Source organism: Flavobacterium sp. 9AF (genome assembly GCF_902506265.1).
Taxonomy (GTDB): domain Bacteria; phylum Bacteroidota; class Bacteroidia; order Flavobacteriales; family Flavobacteriaceae; genus Flavobacterium.
Genome location: NZ_LR733556.1, coordinates 796,742 through 813,381 on the forward strand (window position 1 = coordinate 796,742; position 16,640 = coordinate 813,381).

Below are 16,640 nucleotides of genomic sequence, written 5' to 3' on the forward strand. Positions count from 1 at the left end.
TCTTGTTTATATAAAAAAACTTATATTTTGGAAACAATACTAACAATTAGCAATCTGAATAAAATTTTTAACAAAAGAGTACATGCTGTTAAAAATGTCTCTTTTGAAATTCAGAAAGGAAATGTTTACGGAATTCTTGGTCCAAATGGTTCTGGAAAATCAACTACTTTAGGAATTGTATTAAACGTTGTAAATAAAACATCTGGTAGTTACCAATGGTTTAATGGAAATTTACCTGTTCATGAAGCTTTAAAAAAAGTAGGTGCTATTATAGAAAGACCTAACTTCTATCCTTACATGACAGCCAAAGAAAATTTAGAATTAGTTTGCAAAATTAAAGACATTCCTTACTCAAAAGTTATTGAAAAACTAGAGTTAGTCGGACTAATTGAGCGTAAAGACAGTAAATTCAGAACATTTTCATTAGGGATGAAACAACGATTAGCCATTGCTTCTGCCCTGTTAAATGATCCCGAAATTTTAATTTTAGATGAACCTACTAATGGGTTAGATCCACAAGGTATTAGACAAATTAGAGACTTAATAAAACTCATAGCTTCTCAAGGAACTACAATTTTACTAGCTTCTCATTTATTAGATGAAGTAGAAAAAGTTTGCAGCCATGTAGTCGTACTTCGTTATGGAGAAACATTATATCATGGCCCTGTTGACGGAATGTTATCAAATGAAGGGTTTTTTGAATTAAAATCAGATGATAACGATAATTTAAGAAAGGTTTTATTACTACTTCCTGAAGTAAAAGATGTTAAGATAGAAGAAGATAAATTATTAGTTTACTTAAAAAACCATTTAGAAGCAAAAACATTAAATAGTTATTTGTTTGAAAAAGGAATTGTTTTACAACATTTAGTAAAAAGAAAAAACAGTCTGGAAGAACAATTTTTACAATTAACTAAAAACAACTAACACAAAGAAAATGAAACGATTACTCACCATAGAATTTCAAAAATTATTCAAAAATAAAGCTAGTAAATTTTTAATTTTTTCTTATTTTATTTTATTATCCTTTATAGCCTTAATAGCTTCAATAAAGTTTGAATTTGGTAATTTTAAACTACACATTGCAGATCAAGGAATTTTTAATTTTCCCTATATATGGCATTTTAACACTTATATTGCTGGCTATTTCAAATTGTTCTTAGCTATTGTCATTGTATCTATGATGGCGAATGAATATACTTATGGCACTTTAAAACAAAATTTAATCGACGGTATGAGTAAGAAAGAATTCATTTTATCAAAATTCTTAACCGTTGTAACTTTTGCACTGGCTTCTACTCTATTTATATTTGTTTTATCGCTTATTCTAGGTTTTTCATTTTCATCCTATACCGAATTTAGTATCGTATTTTCAGATTTAGAATACCTTATCGCCTTTTTATTTAAATTAATTGGTTTCTTTTCATTTTGCTTATTTTTAGGTATCTTAGTTAAAAGAAGTGCCTTCGCTTTAGGATTTTTATTAATTTGGAATATTGCAGAATTTATAGTATCTGGTCTCTTAAGATGGAAATTTTTTCCTAAAACAGATATCTATTCAAAAATAAATCAATTCTTCCCGTTGGAATCAATGAGTAATTTAATCAAAGAGCCTTTTACTCGACTTTCAGCCATAAAAAATATCGAAACTACTATTACTGGTGAAGAAGTGGTTAGAGAATATGGAGTTCATTTTGGTGAGATTGCGATCGTATGTGTTTGGACAGTAATCTTTATTTATTCTTCTTATTATATATTGAAAAAAAGAGATTTGTAGTATCTTTGCCTCTGCTATTAAAAAGTAGAAATGAGGTATTTACATTTTATAATAATTATTCTATTATTTCAGAATATTAGTGCACAAAGTATTAGTGTAGATCAAAATACTTACACACCGCAACAATTAGTAGAAGATATTCTGATTAATAGTGGATGCGCATCAGTAACTAATGTGACTGTTTCAGGTGGAAATTTTCCTTCAGGTGATAAGTCTTATGGTTATTTTAATCGAGATGGATCTTCTTTTCCTCTTGAAAATGGAATTATTCTAAGTACAGGTAGAATATATAACGCACCAGGACCTAACGCTTCCATTTCAGATGATGGAAATGGTATTGGATGGACTGGTGATAGTGATTTAAATCAAGCGTTAAATATTTCCAATTCTATTAATGCGACTATATTAGAATTTGATTTTACACCTTTAGGAAATCGTATCAGTTTCGATTATATTTTTTCTTCTGAAGAATATCATGGAACCGCAACTTGTCAATATTCTGATGGATTTGCATTTCTACTAAGAGAAGTGGGCTCAACAATTTATCAAAACTTAGCATTAATTCCGAACACGAATACCCCTGTTAAAGTAACTACAGTTCACCCAAACATTCCTGGAGGTTGTGGCCCTCAAAACGAACAATATTTTGATGCATTTAACAATACAAATCACCCAACAAATTTTAATGGCCAAACTAAAATTTTAACTGCTCAAGCTACTGTAACTCCTGGCACACAGTACCATATAAAACTAGTTATTGCTGACGAAGGGAATTACAGGTATGATTCTGCTATTTTTCTTAAAGGAGGAAGTTTTAATACAAATGTAAACTTAGGTGAGGATAGAACTATTGCAAATGGTAACCCTGTATGTGGTACCTTTCAATTAGATACCCAATTAACAGGAACACATCAATGGTTTTTAAATGGGAATGAAATTATTGGAGAAACTACTTCAACCCTTACTATTACACAAAATGGTACATACAAAGTTATTGTTTCTATTCCTGGTTGTAGTCCTGCTCCAATGGATGAAATTGACATTGAATTTGCTCCAACATTAATACAAAGCTCAAATACTAACTTTTCTCAATGTGATGATGATGACATACAAGACGGTATAACAACTTTTGATTTAAATTTAATTATTCCACAAATAATTACTAACCTACCTTCTAATTATCAATTAAGCATATTTGATAGTCCAACTTCTACAACTGCCCTACCCTTAACTTATCAAAATACGGTTCCTAATCTGCAAACACTATATGCCAAAGTTACTAATATACCTAATTGCTATGATACAGTAGTTTTCCCAATTACAATTGAAGTTAACACTTTTACGGAAGACTATTCTGATGAAATGTTTGGCATTTGTGAAAGCGACAATCTTATTTTAGATGCTGGAAATAGTTTTGTTTCCTACAGCTGGAATACAAATCCAGTACAAACTACACAAAGTATTACAGTATCAAATTCTGGTGTTTATACAGTTACTTTAGAAAATACTTTAGGATGTTTTAAAACAAAAACATTCACAGTACAAGCTTCTCAAATTGCAACTATTGAAGATGTAATCGTTTCCGATTTTTCAGAAAACAATACAGCTACAATAATAGTTTCAGGTAATGGCAATTATGAATACTCATTAAACGGCTTAAACTATCAAGATTCTAATGTATTTCAAAACTTACTTGCAGGTGAATACACCGTATATGTTAATGACAAAAATGGTTGCGGATTAAGTTCAAAAACTTTTATCATTTTAGATTTTCCAAAATTTTTTACACCTAATGGTGATGGATATAATGACACTTGGCAAATTAAAAATTTAGAAAAAGCGGGTCTTGAAAACAGTAAAATATATATTTTTGATAGATTTGGGAAATTACTAAAACAAATAAGTCCTCAAGGAAACGGATGGAATGGAACATTTAATGGTCAAATTCTTCCTTCTTCAGACTATTGGTTTGTAATAGAATTACCCAATGGAAAAAAAATAAAAAATCACTTTTCACTGAAAAGATAAATTATGCTAAAAAACATTATTTTTATTGCTTTAGGAGGCGGATTAGGAAGTGTTTTAAGATACTTAAGCAATATCTATATAGGTAAATTTTTTCCTAACAAAGGGTACATTGCCACCCTTTTTGCAAATATGATTGGTTGTCTCTTAATTGGAATATTAGTAGGATATTTTATTAAAAACCATTCTTCTAATGAAGCTTTTAAATTATTACTAATAACAGGATTTTGTGGTGGATTTACCACTTTTTCAACATTTGGCTTAGAAAATTATAATCTATTACAATCACAAAATTATATATTAACACTGTCTTATATTATATTATCTATAACAATTGGTATAGCATTTGTAGGATTAGGCATATACTTAACTAAATAAGATGTTTTCAAGTAAAGAAATTAGCGAGCTTAAATCGTTACTAAGTTCACCAAAAAAAATTACAATTATTTCACATAGAAACCCTGATGGTGATGCTATGGGATCTTCCTTAGGTTTATTACACTTTCTAATTCAATTAAATCATCAAGTAACTTTCATTTCACCAAATGAATACCCTGATTTTTTAGAATGGTTACCAAAGGCTAATGAAACTGTTATTTTTGAAAGAGAATATGATAAAGCTTTACCTATCTTACAAAACAGTGATTATATTTTTACTTTAGATTTTAACGCCTTACATCGCACAGGTGATGCAATGCAAAAAACATTAGAAAAATTATCTAATACAATGATCATGATTGATCATCATCAATTACCTGATACTTATTCAAAATATACTTTTTCAGATGTTAATTACGGTTCAACCTGCCAAATGATATATGATTTTATAAATATCTTAGGCTACAACCATCTAATTAATAAAGAAATAGCAACCTGCCTATATACAGGAATTGTTACCGATTCAGGAAGTTTTAGATTTCCCAAAACTACTCCAGAAACACATCAATGTGTAGCAGATTTAATTAGTAGAGGCATTAATAATAGTGAAATACATAATTTATTATTTGACAATTCAAGTTATGAACGCCTACAACTTTTAGGCAAAGCATTACAAAACTTAAAAGTGCTTCCTGAATTTAACGCTTCTTACATTACCCTAAGCCAAGAAGAACTTAATCAATACAGTTATAAAAAAGGTGATACAGAAGGTATTGTTAATTATGGATTGAGTATAAAAGGAATTATTGTAACCGCAATTTTTATAGAAAACAAAGAAGAAGGAATTATAAAAATTTCTTTTCGATCACAAGGTAATTTTGATGTAAACGAATTTGCTCGAAAGCACTTTAATGGAGGTGGTCATATAAATGCAGCAGGGGGAAAATCTTTTTTAAGCTTAGAAGAAACAGTCAACCAATTTATTGCTATTTTAGCAACAGAAAAAAAATAAAAATGAAGATAATTTTTCAGATAATCGTTATTGCCTCTATTCTTGTAAGTTGTTCAAAACAACAAGCGAGAAAGCCTATTTCTAAAACGGATGGCAATTTTATTAAAGAATCTATTGAAAGAAACAAAAAATTAATTGCGAGTGAAGAATCCTTAATTAATACAATAATTAAAAAAGACACTTTAAAAGAGTATATTGCATCCAATAAAGGTTATTGGTATAAATACATCACTAAAATAGAAGCAAATAGTAATTTACCTGTTAAAGGTGATATTGCTTTGTTTGATTACGAAATTAATGATATTAATAATAATGTAATTTATTCAAAAGAAGAATTAAAACCACAACAATACACCATCGATAAACAAAATATAATGATGGGATTAAGAGATGGAATTAAACTAATGAAAAAAGGAGAAACTATAACTTTTTTATTCCCTTCTCATATGGGGTTTGGCTATCATGGAGATGATAATAAAATAAAATCAAACATGCCTCTAATTTGTACAGTAACTTTAAATGACATTAAAAAAGATACTATTAATTAATTTTAATGATAAAACAGCAAACAAACAAAAACAAAATAAATCTACTATGAAACATTTTTTTATCTTTTCATTTACTTTATTACTTTTCTTTACCTCATGTAATGACAAATTTGCAAAATTTGAAGACGGTATTTATGCCGATATAGAAACTAACAAAGGAGATATTGTAGTAAAATTAGAATTTGAAAAAACACCTATTACAGTGGCTAATTTCATTTCTCTTGTCGAAGGAAAAAATCCGTTTGTATCAGGAGAATTTAGTAACAAACCCTTTTATGATGGATTAACTTTTCACAGAGTAATCCCAAATTTCATGATACAAGGTGGAGATCCTAATGGTGATGGTTCTGGAAATCCTGGATATAAATTTAAAGATGAATTTCATCCTGATTTAAAACACAATAAAAAAGGAATTTTATCAATGGCTAATTCTGGTAAAAACACGAATGGAAGCCAATTTTTTATAACACACAGAGAAACTTCTTGGCTAGATAATGTACATACAGTTTTTGGAGAAGTAATGGAAGGATTAGATGTTGTAGATTCAATAGAAGGAAATGATAACATTTATAAAATATCTATCATTAGAAAAGGAGCTAAAGCAAAAAAGTTTGATGCAGTAAAAATTTTTAAAGAATATTATAAAGTAGCTGCTGAAGTTCAAAAAAAGGAAGAAGAAGAACAACGTTTAGCAGCTTTAAAAGTGGAAGAAACAAAAAAGTTAAAAGCAGAAGAAATTGCTAAATTAAAAGAAGAAGGTACTAAAACAAAATCAGGTGTTATTTACAAATACTTAACTAAAGGAGAAGGCAATAAACCTAAAAAAGGATCAAAAGTATTTGTATATTATGCTGGTTTTTTACCTAATGGAGAACTTTTTGATTCCAATTATGAAAGTGTATCTCAAACCTTTGCTAAATATGACCCAATAAGAGCTCAACAGAATGGATATAAACCTTTTCCTTTTGAATTTGGTAGTAAACAAGGATTAATTCCAGGATTTATTGAAGGGATTGAATTACTTTCTTTTGGAGACAAAATTATGGTTTATATACCTTCAAATTTAGGATATGGAAGTCAAGGTGCTGGAAATGTAATCCCTCCAAATACCGATATTATTTTTGAGATAGAAATTTTAGAAAACATGCCAAATTAATTATATTCACAATGAACACAAAAAAGATAGCTTTTTTTATTGCCATCCTTTGTAGCACTTTTTATGCTGCATTAGCTCAAAAAAACGAAGGATTATTTGCAGAAATAACAACCTCTAAAGGAAAAATCCTTTTACAATTAGAATTTGAAAAAACACCTATCACTGTAGCTAATTTTGTATCTCTAGCAGAAGGAAAAAACTCCTTTGTAAAAGAAGAATTAAAAGGTAAACCTTTTTATAATGGCTTAAAATTTCATAGAGTAATCGCTAATTTTATGATTCAAGGTGGTGATCCTCAAGGAACAGGAGCTGGTGATCCAGGATATAAGTTTGTGGATGAAATCGTTACCGAATTAAAACATGACAAAGCAGGTATCCTATCAATGGCTAACGCTGGTCCTGGTACAAATGGAAGCCAGTTTTTTATTACTCATAAAGAAACTCCTTGGTTAGATGGAAAACATACTGTTTTTGGACACGTAATTCAAGGACAAGAAGTGGTAGATGCTATCGCTCAAAATGACGCTATTGAAAAAATAACGATTATTAGAAATGGTAAATTAGCAAAAAAATTCAAAGCTGAAAAAGTCTTCGAAACCTACATGAAAGAAAAAGAAGAGAAAGATAAAATTGAAGCTCAAAAAAAGAAAGAATTTGAAGCCAAACTACAACAAACAATCACAGATAAAAAGGTTTATTTTGAAAGTAAAAACAAAGAAGCTGTTCTATTACCTTCTGGCTTGAAATACATTATCACTCAAAAAGGTAACGGGATTAAACCAGCAGATGGTTCTCAAGTTTATATTCATTACGCAGGTTATTTTGAAGATGGAAAACTATTTGATAGTAGTTACGAAGAAGTAAGCAAAGCTTATGGTAAATTTGATCAAAATAGAGCGAATCAAAATGGTTATTTGCCTTTTCCTTTTCAATATGGTAATAAAGGAGGATTAATTCCTGGTTTTCTGGAAGGCGTAAATAATATGAATTTAGGGGACAAAGTACTTCTTTTTATCCCTTCAGAATTAGGTTATGGAAAAACGGGTGCTGGTGGTGTGATTCCTCCTAATACTAATTTAATTTTTGAAGTTGAATTATTAGAAAAACAACAATAATTAGAAAGCTCCAATTTTTAGATTGGAGCTTTTTTTTTATTTCAAAAGAACTACTTCGATTTCTCACCCACAAAATAATCACTTTGATTTTTAAACAACACATTAAAAGTAGTTAAACTACCATAAATTCTAGTAATATATTGTTGCATTTCTATCTTTTCATTTTGTTCTAAATTACTTGAATTAATCTTTTGTTCCATTACCCTCACACGATCTCTAACCATTACAATTTTATTAAAAAAAGTATCAATAGGCACTTCTTTATTTTGAGTAGCTGTACCAGGTTCAAGTATTAATTTGCCCCCTTTCCATTTATCAGCGATAGATACTTTTGGACCTATATCACTATATTTTTCTAGAATTCCTTTTAGCATTTTTTCAACTTCAAAAAAACTAACCGTATCAACCTCATCCTCAACAGCCTCAATCACTTCAATTTCTTCGTCTAAAGTAATTGTCTCAACACCTTTATCTATAAACGTAACCCAATAATATTTAGAAGTAACATTTGTAATTACCCCTACACCATATTCATTATGTTTAATTCTTGAACCAATTCCTAATAATTTCATAATATAAATAACTTTAAAACTCAAATATATTAAATTTGCAACATAATTTTTATACTATGAGCGCAATAAACACAAATGATTTTAGATTTTCAATGCCATTAAGTATTCGTTGGAATGACTTAGACCCATTAAACCATGTAAATAATGTATATTATTTTGAATATTTTCAAATTGGACGTGGTCATTACATGCTAGCTGCTAGTAAACAATGGGATTGGACAAAAAACATGTTTGTTATTGCTCACATCGAATGCGACTATTATAAAGAATTAAAGTTAACTGCTAAACAACCAAGCATTAAATTGCGCACTTCTACAATTGGTTCCAAGAGTTTTGAAATCGAATATCTTATTACAAGTTTAGACAAAGAGAATAACGAAATTATTCATGCCAAAGGTAAAAGTGTGCAAGTTTTAGTGGATATTTCTATAGGAAAATCGGTTGAAATTCCTGATTGGTTACGTGAAGACCTAACTCAATACGAACCTGTTTTAAGCTAATTTTTTTTTACTAATTGTACTAATTTCTTTGGTGCAACATTACTATATGCGGTAGCAATCGCATCATGAAATAAATCTTCATGTACGATACTTAAATCTACAACTGTCCAACCTTGCTTACCCCATGCGTTTGGAACAGGATAAATTGCATTGCCTTTACCTGATGAAAACACATCTTGTTCTTCTAAGGATAATTTTAAAGTTATAATATGATTAGAATGAGAATACGTTACGAAGATTTTCTTTTTCACTTGAAAAGAAATTTTCTCAAAATGTGGTGCTTCTTCTACTTCTGGAAAAGAAAAAACGTGTTTACGTAAGGCTTCAATAGTAATCATATTGGTTTTAATGTTTTACTAAATGTACAAAAAATAGTGTATTCTTTAATCTAAAGTATTAACATTTAATTCTGAATAAGGCTATTAGCTTTTATCCTTACAAATTGGTATCTTTGCGTTTTGCCAAAAAAATTATGCTAAACACAGAAGAAACTATAGAAATTATTGGTGCGAGAGCTCATAATCTAAAAAATATTGATGTTGTCATTCCTCGCGAAAAATTAGTTGTTATAACTGGTTTATCGGGTTCAGGAAAATCTTCCTTAGCTTTTGATACTATTTATGCTGAAGGTCAGAGAAGATATATTGAAACCTTTTCAGCTTATGCACGCCAATTTCTAGGTGGCTTAGAACGCCCTGATGTAGATAAAATTGATGGTCTTTCGCCTGTAATTGCTATCGAACAAAAAACAACTAGTAAGAGTCCACGTTCTACTGTAGGTACGATTACAGAAATCTATGATTTTCTCCGATTATTATATGCTCGTGCTGCGGATGCCTACAGTTACAATACGGGAGAAAAAATGGTTTCATATTCCGATGAGCAAATTAAAAACCTCATCATTGAGGATTTTCAAGGGAAAAGAATCAATATTTTAGCTCCTGTTATTCGTTCAAGAAAAGGTCATTATAGAGAGTTATTTGAACAAATTTCCAAACAAGGCTTTCTAAAAGTACGCGTGGATGGGCAAATTCGCGATTTAGAATTTGGCATGAAAGTCGATCGTTACAAAACACACGATATTGAAATTGTAATCGATAGAATGGCAATTGAAAACAATGAAGAAACAGAAAAAAGATTAGCTGAAAGTATCAATACAGCTATGTATCATGGTGAAGATGTTTTATTAGTAATCGAACAAGAAAGTCAAGAAGTACGTTTTTATAGTAGAAGTTTAATGTGTCCTACCTCTGGTATTTCTTATCCTAATCCAGAACCCAATAACTTTTCATTCAATTCACCAAAAGGAGCGTGCCCTACATGCAATGGTTTAGGGACTGTTAATGAAATTAATCTTTCTAAAATTGTTCCCAATCCTAAAGCATCCATCAAAAGTGGTGGTTTTGCACCGTTAGGCGAATATAAAAACTCATGGATTTTCAAACAACTTGAAATTATTGCACAAAAGTATAATTTCAAATTAACAGATGCTATTGATACCCTTCCAGAAGAAGCCATGCAAATGATTTTATACGGTGGAAATGAAAAATTTTCAGTTGTATCTAAAGTTATGGGAATTACAAAAGATTATAAAATTGATTTTGAAGGAATCTCTAATTTTATTAAAAATCAATACGATGAAAGTGGTTCCTCTTCAATTAGAAGATGGGCTAAAGAATTTATGGACGAAAAAAATTGTCCCGAATGTAATGGTTCACGTTTAAAAAAAGAATCTCTTTATTTTAAAATCAATAATAAAAATATTGGTGATTTAGTTCAAATGGATATTTCTGAATTGTCCGATTGGTTTTACGATTTACCCAACCACTTATCTGAAAAACAAAAAACGATTGCAACCGAAATTTTAAAAGAAATTACCACTCGTCTTCAATTTTTATTAGATGTCGGTTTAAATTATTTATCTTTAAATAGAGGTTCAAAAACATTATCTGGTGGTGAGGCACAACGCATTCGTTTAGCCACACAAATTGGTTCACAATTAGTAGGCGTATTATATATTTTAGATGAACCAAGTATTGGTTTGCATCAAAGAGATAATGAAAGACTTATAAAATCTTTAGAAAGTCTTCGCGACTTAGGAAATTCTGTCATTGTGGTTGAGCACGATAAAGACATGATTTTGGTGGCTGATTATGTTATTGATATTGGTCCAAAAGCAGGTCGTTTTGGTGGTAAAATTATTAGTGAAGGAACACCCAAAGAGATTTTATCTCACAATACTATTACCGCTCAATATCTAAACGGAAAAATGGAAATAGAAGTTCCTAAAACCAGACGAGAAGGTAATGGAAAAATAGTAAAATTAACTGGTGCGACAGGAAATAATTTAAAAAATGTAACTGTTGAATTTCCATTAGGAAAATTAATCTGTGTCACTGGGGTTTCTGGTAGTGGAAAATCTACTTTAATTAATGAAACTTTATATCCTATTCTTAATGCTCATTTTTTTAATGGAGTGAAGGAACCTCAACCTTACAAAAAAATTGAAGGTTTAGAACATATAGACAAAGTAATTGATATAGACCAAAGTCCTATTGGAAGAACTCCAAGGAGTAATCCAGCGACTTACACCGACGTTTTTTCTGAAATTAGAAACTTATTCACTTTAACTCCTGAAGCTCAAATCAGAGGCTATAAAGCAGGGCGTTTCAGTTTTAATGTAAAAGGTGGTCGTTGTGAAACATGTGAAGGTTCTGGAGTAAGAACCATTGAAATGAGTTTTTTACCCGATGTATATGTAGAATGTGAAACCTGTCAAGGAAAACGTTTTAACCGTGAAACTTTGGAAATTAGATACAAAGGAAAATCAATTTCTGACGTTTTAGATATGACGGTTGATGAAGCGGTTGATTTTTTCGAAAATATTCCAAAAATTTACAGAAAAGTAAAAACCATTCAAGATGTAGGTTTGGGTTATATTACTTTAGGACAGCAAAGCACAACACTTTCAGGTGGAGAAGCACAACGCGTAAAACTAGCAACAGAATTATCTAAAAAAGACACAGGAAACACTTTTTATATATTAGACGAACCTACCACAGGCTTACATTTTGAAGATATTCGTGTTTTAATGGATGTGATTAACAAATTAGTAGATAAAGGCAACACCGTTTTAATTATCGAACATAACTTAGATGTCGTAAAATTAGCCGATTATGTAATTGATATTGGCTACGAAGGTGGTAAAGGTGGCGGACAATTAGTAGCCAAAGGAACACCCGAAGAAATTGTTACAAATAAAAAAAGCTACACGGCTCAGTTTTTGAAAAAAGAATTATCTTAGCAGGCTTGTTTAATTTTAAAACTGAAAAGAAGATGGCATTAGATCAATACGAAAACGAAGATCATAGAATACAAGAAAAGTTTAAACAAAAAACTTGGAACGAAATAAGAACCAACGATTCTTGGGCAATATTTAAAATCATGTCCGAATTTGTTAATGGATACGAAGCCATGGGTAGAATCGGCCCTTGCGTTTCCATTTTTGGTTCTGCACGCACAAAACCTGAAGATAAATATTATTTGTTAGCTGAAAAAATTGCGTATAAAATTAGTAAAGGAGGTTATGGTATAATTACAGGTGGTGGTCCAGGTATTATGGAAGCTGGTAATAAAGGAGCACATCATGGTGGTGGAACTTCAGTGGGTTTAAATATCGATTTACCTTTTGAACAACATTTCAATCCTTACATCGACAGAGATAAAAACTTAAATTTCGATTACTTTTTCGTGAGAAAAGTAATGTTTGTAAAATATTCGCAAGGATTTGTAGTAATGCCTGGTGGTTTTGGAACATTGGATGAATTATTCGAAGCAATTACATTAATTCAAACTAAAAAAATAGCCAAATTCCCTATCATTTTAGTAGGCACAGAATTTTGGACAGGTTTGATGGATTGGGTTAAAGCTACTTTATTAGAAAAATTCAACAATATTAGTCCTGGAGATTTAGACTTATTTTCTATTGTTGACAATGAAGATCAAGTATTAGAAGTGTTAGATAACTTTTACAAAAAGTACAATTTATCACCAAATTTCTAAAATTTACAGGATACCTTTTTTAAATAAAAAACCACAAATTCATATTTTGATTTGTGGTTTTTTAGTAACTATTTTTAAATAATTTACTTTTTACTTTTTACTTTTTTTACTTTTCACTTTTTACTTTACAGGTATTAATTCCTAATAAAGTATATAAAGGACAAAATTGTATTAAAGAAGTAAGAATCATTATTATTCCTACTGCTAAAGCAACCCATTTCCATGTACCTTCTACTAAATCGGATAAACCAAAAACAAATGCAACAATTCCAATAATAACACGGAGAAAACGATCTCCTTTTCCCATATTTTTTTTCATAATTGTAGTTTTATTTAGTTCGTAAAAAATTATTCTACACTTTTGCCATCTGCTTTCCAAGCTAAAATACCTCCATCTAAATCAATTATCGTTGTAAAACCAAGTTCTTTTAACTGACCGCAAGCTCTTCCACTTCTTCCACCTGATTTACAATATACTAATATAGGTTTTGTTTTATCTAAACTTTCAATTTGTTGTTTAAAATTTGAATCGTTGCTATTAATATTGATTGCATTTTTTAAATGACCACTCGCAAATTCTTCCGGAGTTCTTACATCTACTAATTGCACTCCTTCTTCTTTCATTTTTTCTTCAAAAACAGTTGTATTTACTAATTTAATATCATCTGTTTGCGATTTTACACAAGAAGTTGCTATAAAAAACAACATAAAAACAATTCCTATTTTTATTTTCATTATAACTAAATATTTAATTTTATTTTTACACGATATCAATCAAATTTACAAAAAAAATCAATTGAAATGCTGATTTACAATACTAACCAAATCTTTAGAAGATACCACACCTGATTGTCTCCATAACATCTTTCCTTCTTTAAACAAAATTAATGTGGGTACACCTCGTACACTAAATTCCGAAGCCAAATCTTGATATTGATCCACATTAATTTTTATTATCCTCACATTATCCTTTAAAACAGCTTTAGTTTCTTGTAAAATTGGAGACATTGTCTTACATGGCCCACACCATTCAGCATAGAAATCTACAAGAACCAACTCTTTTTGATTTATTAAACTATTAAATTTTGCATTCATAACTTTTCTTTTTCTAAAGTGTAAATTTACAAATTTGTATTCGTAAGCGATGTAATCTTTGTTACAGAATAGTAAAATAGGGAACAATATTTAAATCTTTCTTATCCAAAAAAAGATTATGTACCTTTGTACAAATTTAATTTGAGATGAAAACGTTCCAAGATTTCGATTTACCAAAATCATTACAAAAAGCTTTAGATGAATTAGGATTTGTACACCCTACTCCCATTCAAGAAAAATCCTTTTCAGTAATTTTATCAGGTAGAGATATGATGGGAATTGCACAAACTGGTACAGGAAAAACCTTTGCCTATTTACTACCTATTTTGAAACAATGGAAATTTCAACATACCGAATCACCACGTGTCTTGATTTTGGTTCCTACTAGAGAATTAGTGGTTCAAGTAGTAGAAGAGGTAGAAAAATTAACCCAGTACATGTCGGTTCGAACACTCGGTATTTACGGTGGTATAAATATCAATACGCAACGCAAAGATTTAGCTCAAGGTGTGGATATTTTAGTAGGAACTCCTGGAAGAACGATGGATTTAGCTTTAGATGGAGTCTTGCGTTTTGATGCATTACAAAAATTAGTTATAGATGAATTTGACGAAATACTCAATTTAGGATTTCGAGTGCAACTAACTTCTATTTTGTCTATGATGAAAAGTAAAAGACAAAATATAATGTTTTCTGCTACCATGACAGATGATGTTGACGATGTTTTAGATGAGTTTTTCGAATTTCCAGAAGAAGTTTCTTTAGCCCCAAGCGGTACACCTTTGGAGCAAATTACGCAACAAGTGTATCAAGTGCCTAATTTTCTAACGAAGATGAATCTGGTCAAACACCTTCTTGCTACAGATGAAACAACTGAAAGAATATTATTATTTGTAAATAACAAACGTATAGTTGACGTAGTTTTTGAAATATTAGAAGAAGAATTTCCTAGTCAATTTGGAGTAATTCATTCCAATAAATCACAAAATTATCGTTTGTCAACTATGGCTAGTTTTCAAAATGCAGCATTAAGAGGTATCATTACAACCGATGTAATGGCAAGAGGTTTAGATATTTCTAACATAACTCATGTTATAAATCTTCAATTTTCTGAGATTCCAGAACAGTATATGCATCGTATTGGAAGGACAGGTAGAGCAGATAAAGAAGGTGTGGCAATAAGTTTAGTTGCTCCTTATGAAGAAGAACAATTATTAGCAGTTGAGATGCTAATGGACATGGAAATTGATGTTTTAGAAATACCTGAAACTGTTGTTATAGAAGAAAAAAAATTAGAATTTGAAAAAGACAAACGCAAATTTAAATCAACAGGAAAAAAAATAAATTTAGAAAACAAAGGAGCTGCTTTCCATGAAAAGAAAGAAAAAAACAAGAAAATAAATCTCGGAGGTCCTAGTAAAACAAAACCTAGAAAAACAGCTCCTCGAAATCGTGCGGCTGATGCAAAAAAAGCAGCTAAAAGGAAAAAGAATAAATAAATTATGGCAAACGATTTTTTTCAAGATCAACATTTTAATGGTACTATCTTTCAAGAAGAAGATATTAAATATAAAGAATACGAAAATTGCCAATTCATAAATTGTGATTTCCGCAGTTGTTTTTTTACAAGTGTCTATTTTATCGATTGCACTTTTACAGGTTGTAATTTTCATGACACTAAAATTAATTATGTATCACTTCGTGGTGTTGAATTTATCCAATGTGATTTTACAAACGTAAATTTTGCTATGACAGATCAAGTGATTTATAATTTTAATTTTACAAATTGTCTTCTAGATTACACCAAATTTTATGCATTAAAATTAAAACAAATTCAATTTACAGGATGTAGCTTAGTCGCTGCCGATTTCATGCAAACCGATTTAACAGAAGCCTTATTTGACAATTGCGATTTAAGAAGAACTGTTTTTATACAAACTAATTTAACCAAAGCTGATTTTACTACAAGCTTTAATTATGCTTTTGATCCAGAAGCAAACAAAATAAAAAAAGCGAAATTTTCTTTAGAAGGCCTACCTGGTTTATTATCAAAATATAATATTGTGGTAAAGTAAGTTAAAAATAGTATCTTTTTTCATAGTATATTCATAGTTTTCCTAATCAGAAGCACAAAAGCAAAACTTCGGTAGAAAATTTGTCCCGCTATCCGTTACAATCTTTTCTTTTTTTTGAAAAAAGAAAAGGATTTCTTCTGCAAATTTTAAATCAACGAATACCATTAAAAAATATACGATTTATGAGTTAATCGGGGCTATTATAGCCGTTTTTACTTTCAAAACAACTGTCACAAACTTGTCATTCTGAACTTGTTTCAGAATCTCTTTAGAGTCTCATCCATAACAAAAAAATTTACTCCTTTACGCTTTCCCGTAAAATTCC

18 protein-coding genes are annotated in these 16,640 nt (G+C 30.0%); 13 read left to right on the forward strand and 5 right to left on the reverse strand.

Annotated elements, in window-relative coordinates:
- Positions 1–27: 27 nt before the first annotated feature.
- Genes HALO113_RS03715 through HALO113_RS03750 form a run of 8 tightly spaced genes read left to right on the forward strand, consistent with a single transcriptional unit; the run spans position 28 to position 8,011 of the window.
- A complete protein-coding gene (locus HALO113_RS03715) occupies positions 28–927 on the forward strand; it encodes an ABC transporter ATP-binding protein (protein ID WP_159777741.1) in 900 nt (299 codons plus the stop codon).
- Between the two features lie 10 nt (positions 928–937).
- Positions 938–1,777, forward strand: coding sequence for an ABC transporter permease (locus tag HALO113_RS03720; RefSeq protein ID WP_159777742.1), 840 nt, complete (start codon positions 938–940; stop codon positions 1,775–1,777).
- Positions 1,778–1,807: 30 nt separating this feature from the next.
- Positions 1,808–3,805 carry a T9SS type B sorting domain-containing protein gene (locus HALO113_RS03725; RefSeq protein ID WP_159777743.1) on the forward strand — a complete coding sequence of 666 codons (1,998 nt, stop codon included), beginning with the start codon at positions 1,808–1,810 and terminating at the stop codon, positions 3,803–3,805.
- 3 nt (positions 3,806–3,808) lie between these two features.
- On the forward strand, positions 3,809–4,180 hold the full coding sequence (crcB, locus tag HALO113_RS03730; protein ID WP_159777744.1) for a fluoride efflux transporter CrcB: 372 nt from the start codon (positions 3,809–3,811) through the stop codon (positions 4,178–4,180).
- A gap of 1 nt (position 4,181) precedes the next feature.
- Positions 4,182–5,192: a bifunctional oligoribonuclease/PAP phosphatase NrnA gene (locus HALO113_RS03735; RefSeq protein WP_159777745.1), complete on the forward strand. Its 1,011-nt coding sequence runs from the start codon at positions 4,182–4,184 to the stop codon at positions 5,190–5,192.
- Between the two features lie 2 nt (positions 5,193–5,194).
- A complete protein-coding gene (gene gldI / locus HALO113_RS03740; protein WP_159777746.1) occupies positions 5,195–5,740 on the forward strand; it encodes a gliding motility-associated peptidyl-prolyl isomerase GldI in 546 nt (181 codons plus the stop codon).
- Positions 5,741–5,786: 46 nt separating this feature from the next.
- Positions 5,787–6,896 (forward strand): peptidylprolyl isomerase, encoded by a 1,110-nt coding sequence (locus HALO113_RS03745; protein ID WP_159777747.1) that lies wholly within the window; start codon positions 5,787–5,789, stop codon positions 6,894–6,896.
- An 11-nt stretch (positions 6,897–6,907) separates the two neighbouring features.
- The gene (locus HALO113_RS03750; protein WP_159777748.1) at positions 6,908–8,011 is read left to right on the forward strand and encodes a peptidylprolyl isomerase; all 1,104 of its coding nucleotides are present in this window, start codon (positions 6,908–6,910) and stop codon (positions 8,009–8,011) included.
- 50 nt (positions 8,012–8,061) lie between these two features.
- Here the strand turns inward: HALO113_RS03750 and HALO113_RS03755 are convergent, their stop codons facing one another.
- Positions 8,062–8,583 (reverse strand): hypothetical protein, encoded by a 522-nt coding sequence (locus tag HALO113_RS03755; RefSeq protein ID WP_159777749.1) that lies wholly within the window; start codon positions 8,581–8,583, stop codon positions 8,062–8,064.
- A 56-nt stretch (positions 8,584–8,639) separates the two neighbouring features.
- On the opposite strand from HALO113_RS03755, the gene HALO113_RS03760 reads away from it, so the two are divergent.
- Positions 8,640–9,083 (forward strand): thioesterase family protein, encoded by a 444-nt coding sequence (locus HALO113_RS03760; RefSeq protein WP_201297566.1) that lies wholly within the window; start codon positions 8,640–8,642, stop codon positions 9,081–9,083.
- On the opposite strand, the gene HALO113_RS03765 is transcribed toward HALO113_RS03760, so the two are convergent.
- Entirely contained in the window at positions 9,080–9,421 is a 342-nt protein-coding gene (locus HALO113_RS03765) for an MmcQ/YjbR family DNA-binding protein (RefSeq protein WP_159777750.1), read from the reverse strand. The genes HALO113_RS03760 and HALO113_RS03765 overlap by 4 nt on opposite strands.
- Before the next feature lie 134 nt (positions 9,422–9,555).
- Between HALO113_RS03765 and uvrA the strand changes: the two genes are divergently transcribed.
- Both uvrA and HALO113_RS03775 read left to right on the forward strand, forming a co-directional pair.
- Entirely contained in the window at positions 9,556–12,387 is a 2,832-nt protein-coding gene (uvrA, locus tag HALO113_RS03770; RefSeq protein ID WP_159777751.1) for an excinuclease ABC subunit UvrA, read from the forward strand.
- A gap of 32 nt (positions 12,388–12,419) precedes the next feature.
- Positions 12,420–13,145, forward strand: a complete 726-nt coding sequence (locus HALO113_RS03775; RefSeq protein WP_159777752.1) for a TIGR00730 family Rossman fold protein — start codon at positions 12,420–12,422, stop codon at positions 13,143–13,145.
- 106 nt (positions 13,146–13,251) lie between these two features.
- On the opposite strand, the gene HALO113_RS03780 is transcribed toward HALO113_RS03775, so the two are convergent.
- The 3 genes from HALO113_RS03780 to trxA are packed head-to-tail and all read right to left on the reverse strand — an operon-like array spanning position 13,252 to position 14,240.
- Entirely contained in the window at positions 13,252–13,464 is a 213-nt protein-coding gene (locus HALO113_RS03780) for a DUF2892 domain-containing protein (RefSeq protein WP_159777753.1), read from the reverse strand.
- Between the two features lie 29 nt (positions 13,465–13,493).
- Entirely contained in the window at positions 13,494–13,880 is a 387-nt protein-coding gene (locus tag HALO113_RS03785) for a rhodanese-like domain-containing protein (RefSeq protein WP_159777754.1), read from the reverse strand.
- A 57-nt stretch (positions 13,881–13,937) separates the two neighbouring features.
- Entirely contained in the window at positions 13,938–14,240 is a 303-nt protein-coding gene (gene trxA / locus HALO113_RS03790) for a thioredoxin (protein ID WP_159777755.1), read from the reverse strand.
- Positions 14,241–14,386: 146 nt separating this feature from the next.
- Between trxA and HALO113_RS03795 the strand changes: the two genes are divergently transcribed.
- Together HALO113_RS03795 and HALO113_RS03800 are read left to right on the forward strand one after the other, a co-directional pair.
- A complete protein-coding gene (locus HALO113_RS03795) occupies positions 14,387–15,739 on the forward strand; it encodes a DEAD/DEAH box helicase (protein ID WP_159777756.1) in 1,353 nt (450 codons plus the stop codon).
- Between the two features lie 3 nt (positions 15,740–15,742).
- Positions 15,743–16,315 (forward strand): pentapeptide repeat-containing protein, encoded by a 573-nt coding sequence (locus HALO113_RS03800; protein WP_159777757.1) that lies wholly within the window; start codon positions 15,743–15,745, stop codon positions 16,313–16,315.
- The last annotated feature ends 325 nt before the right edge of the window (positions 16,316–16,640 follow it).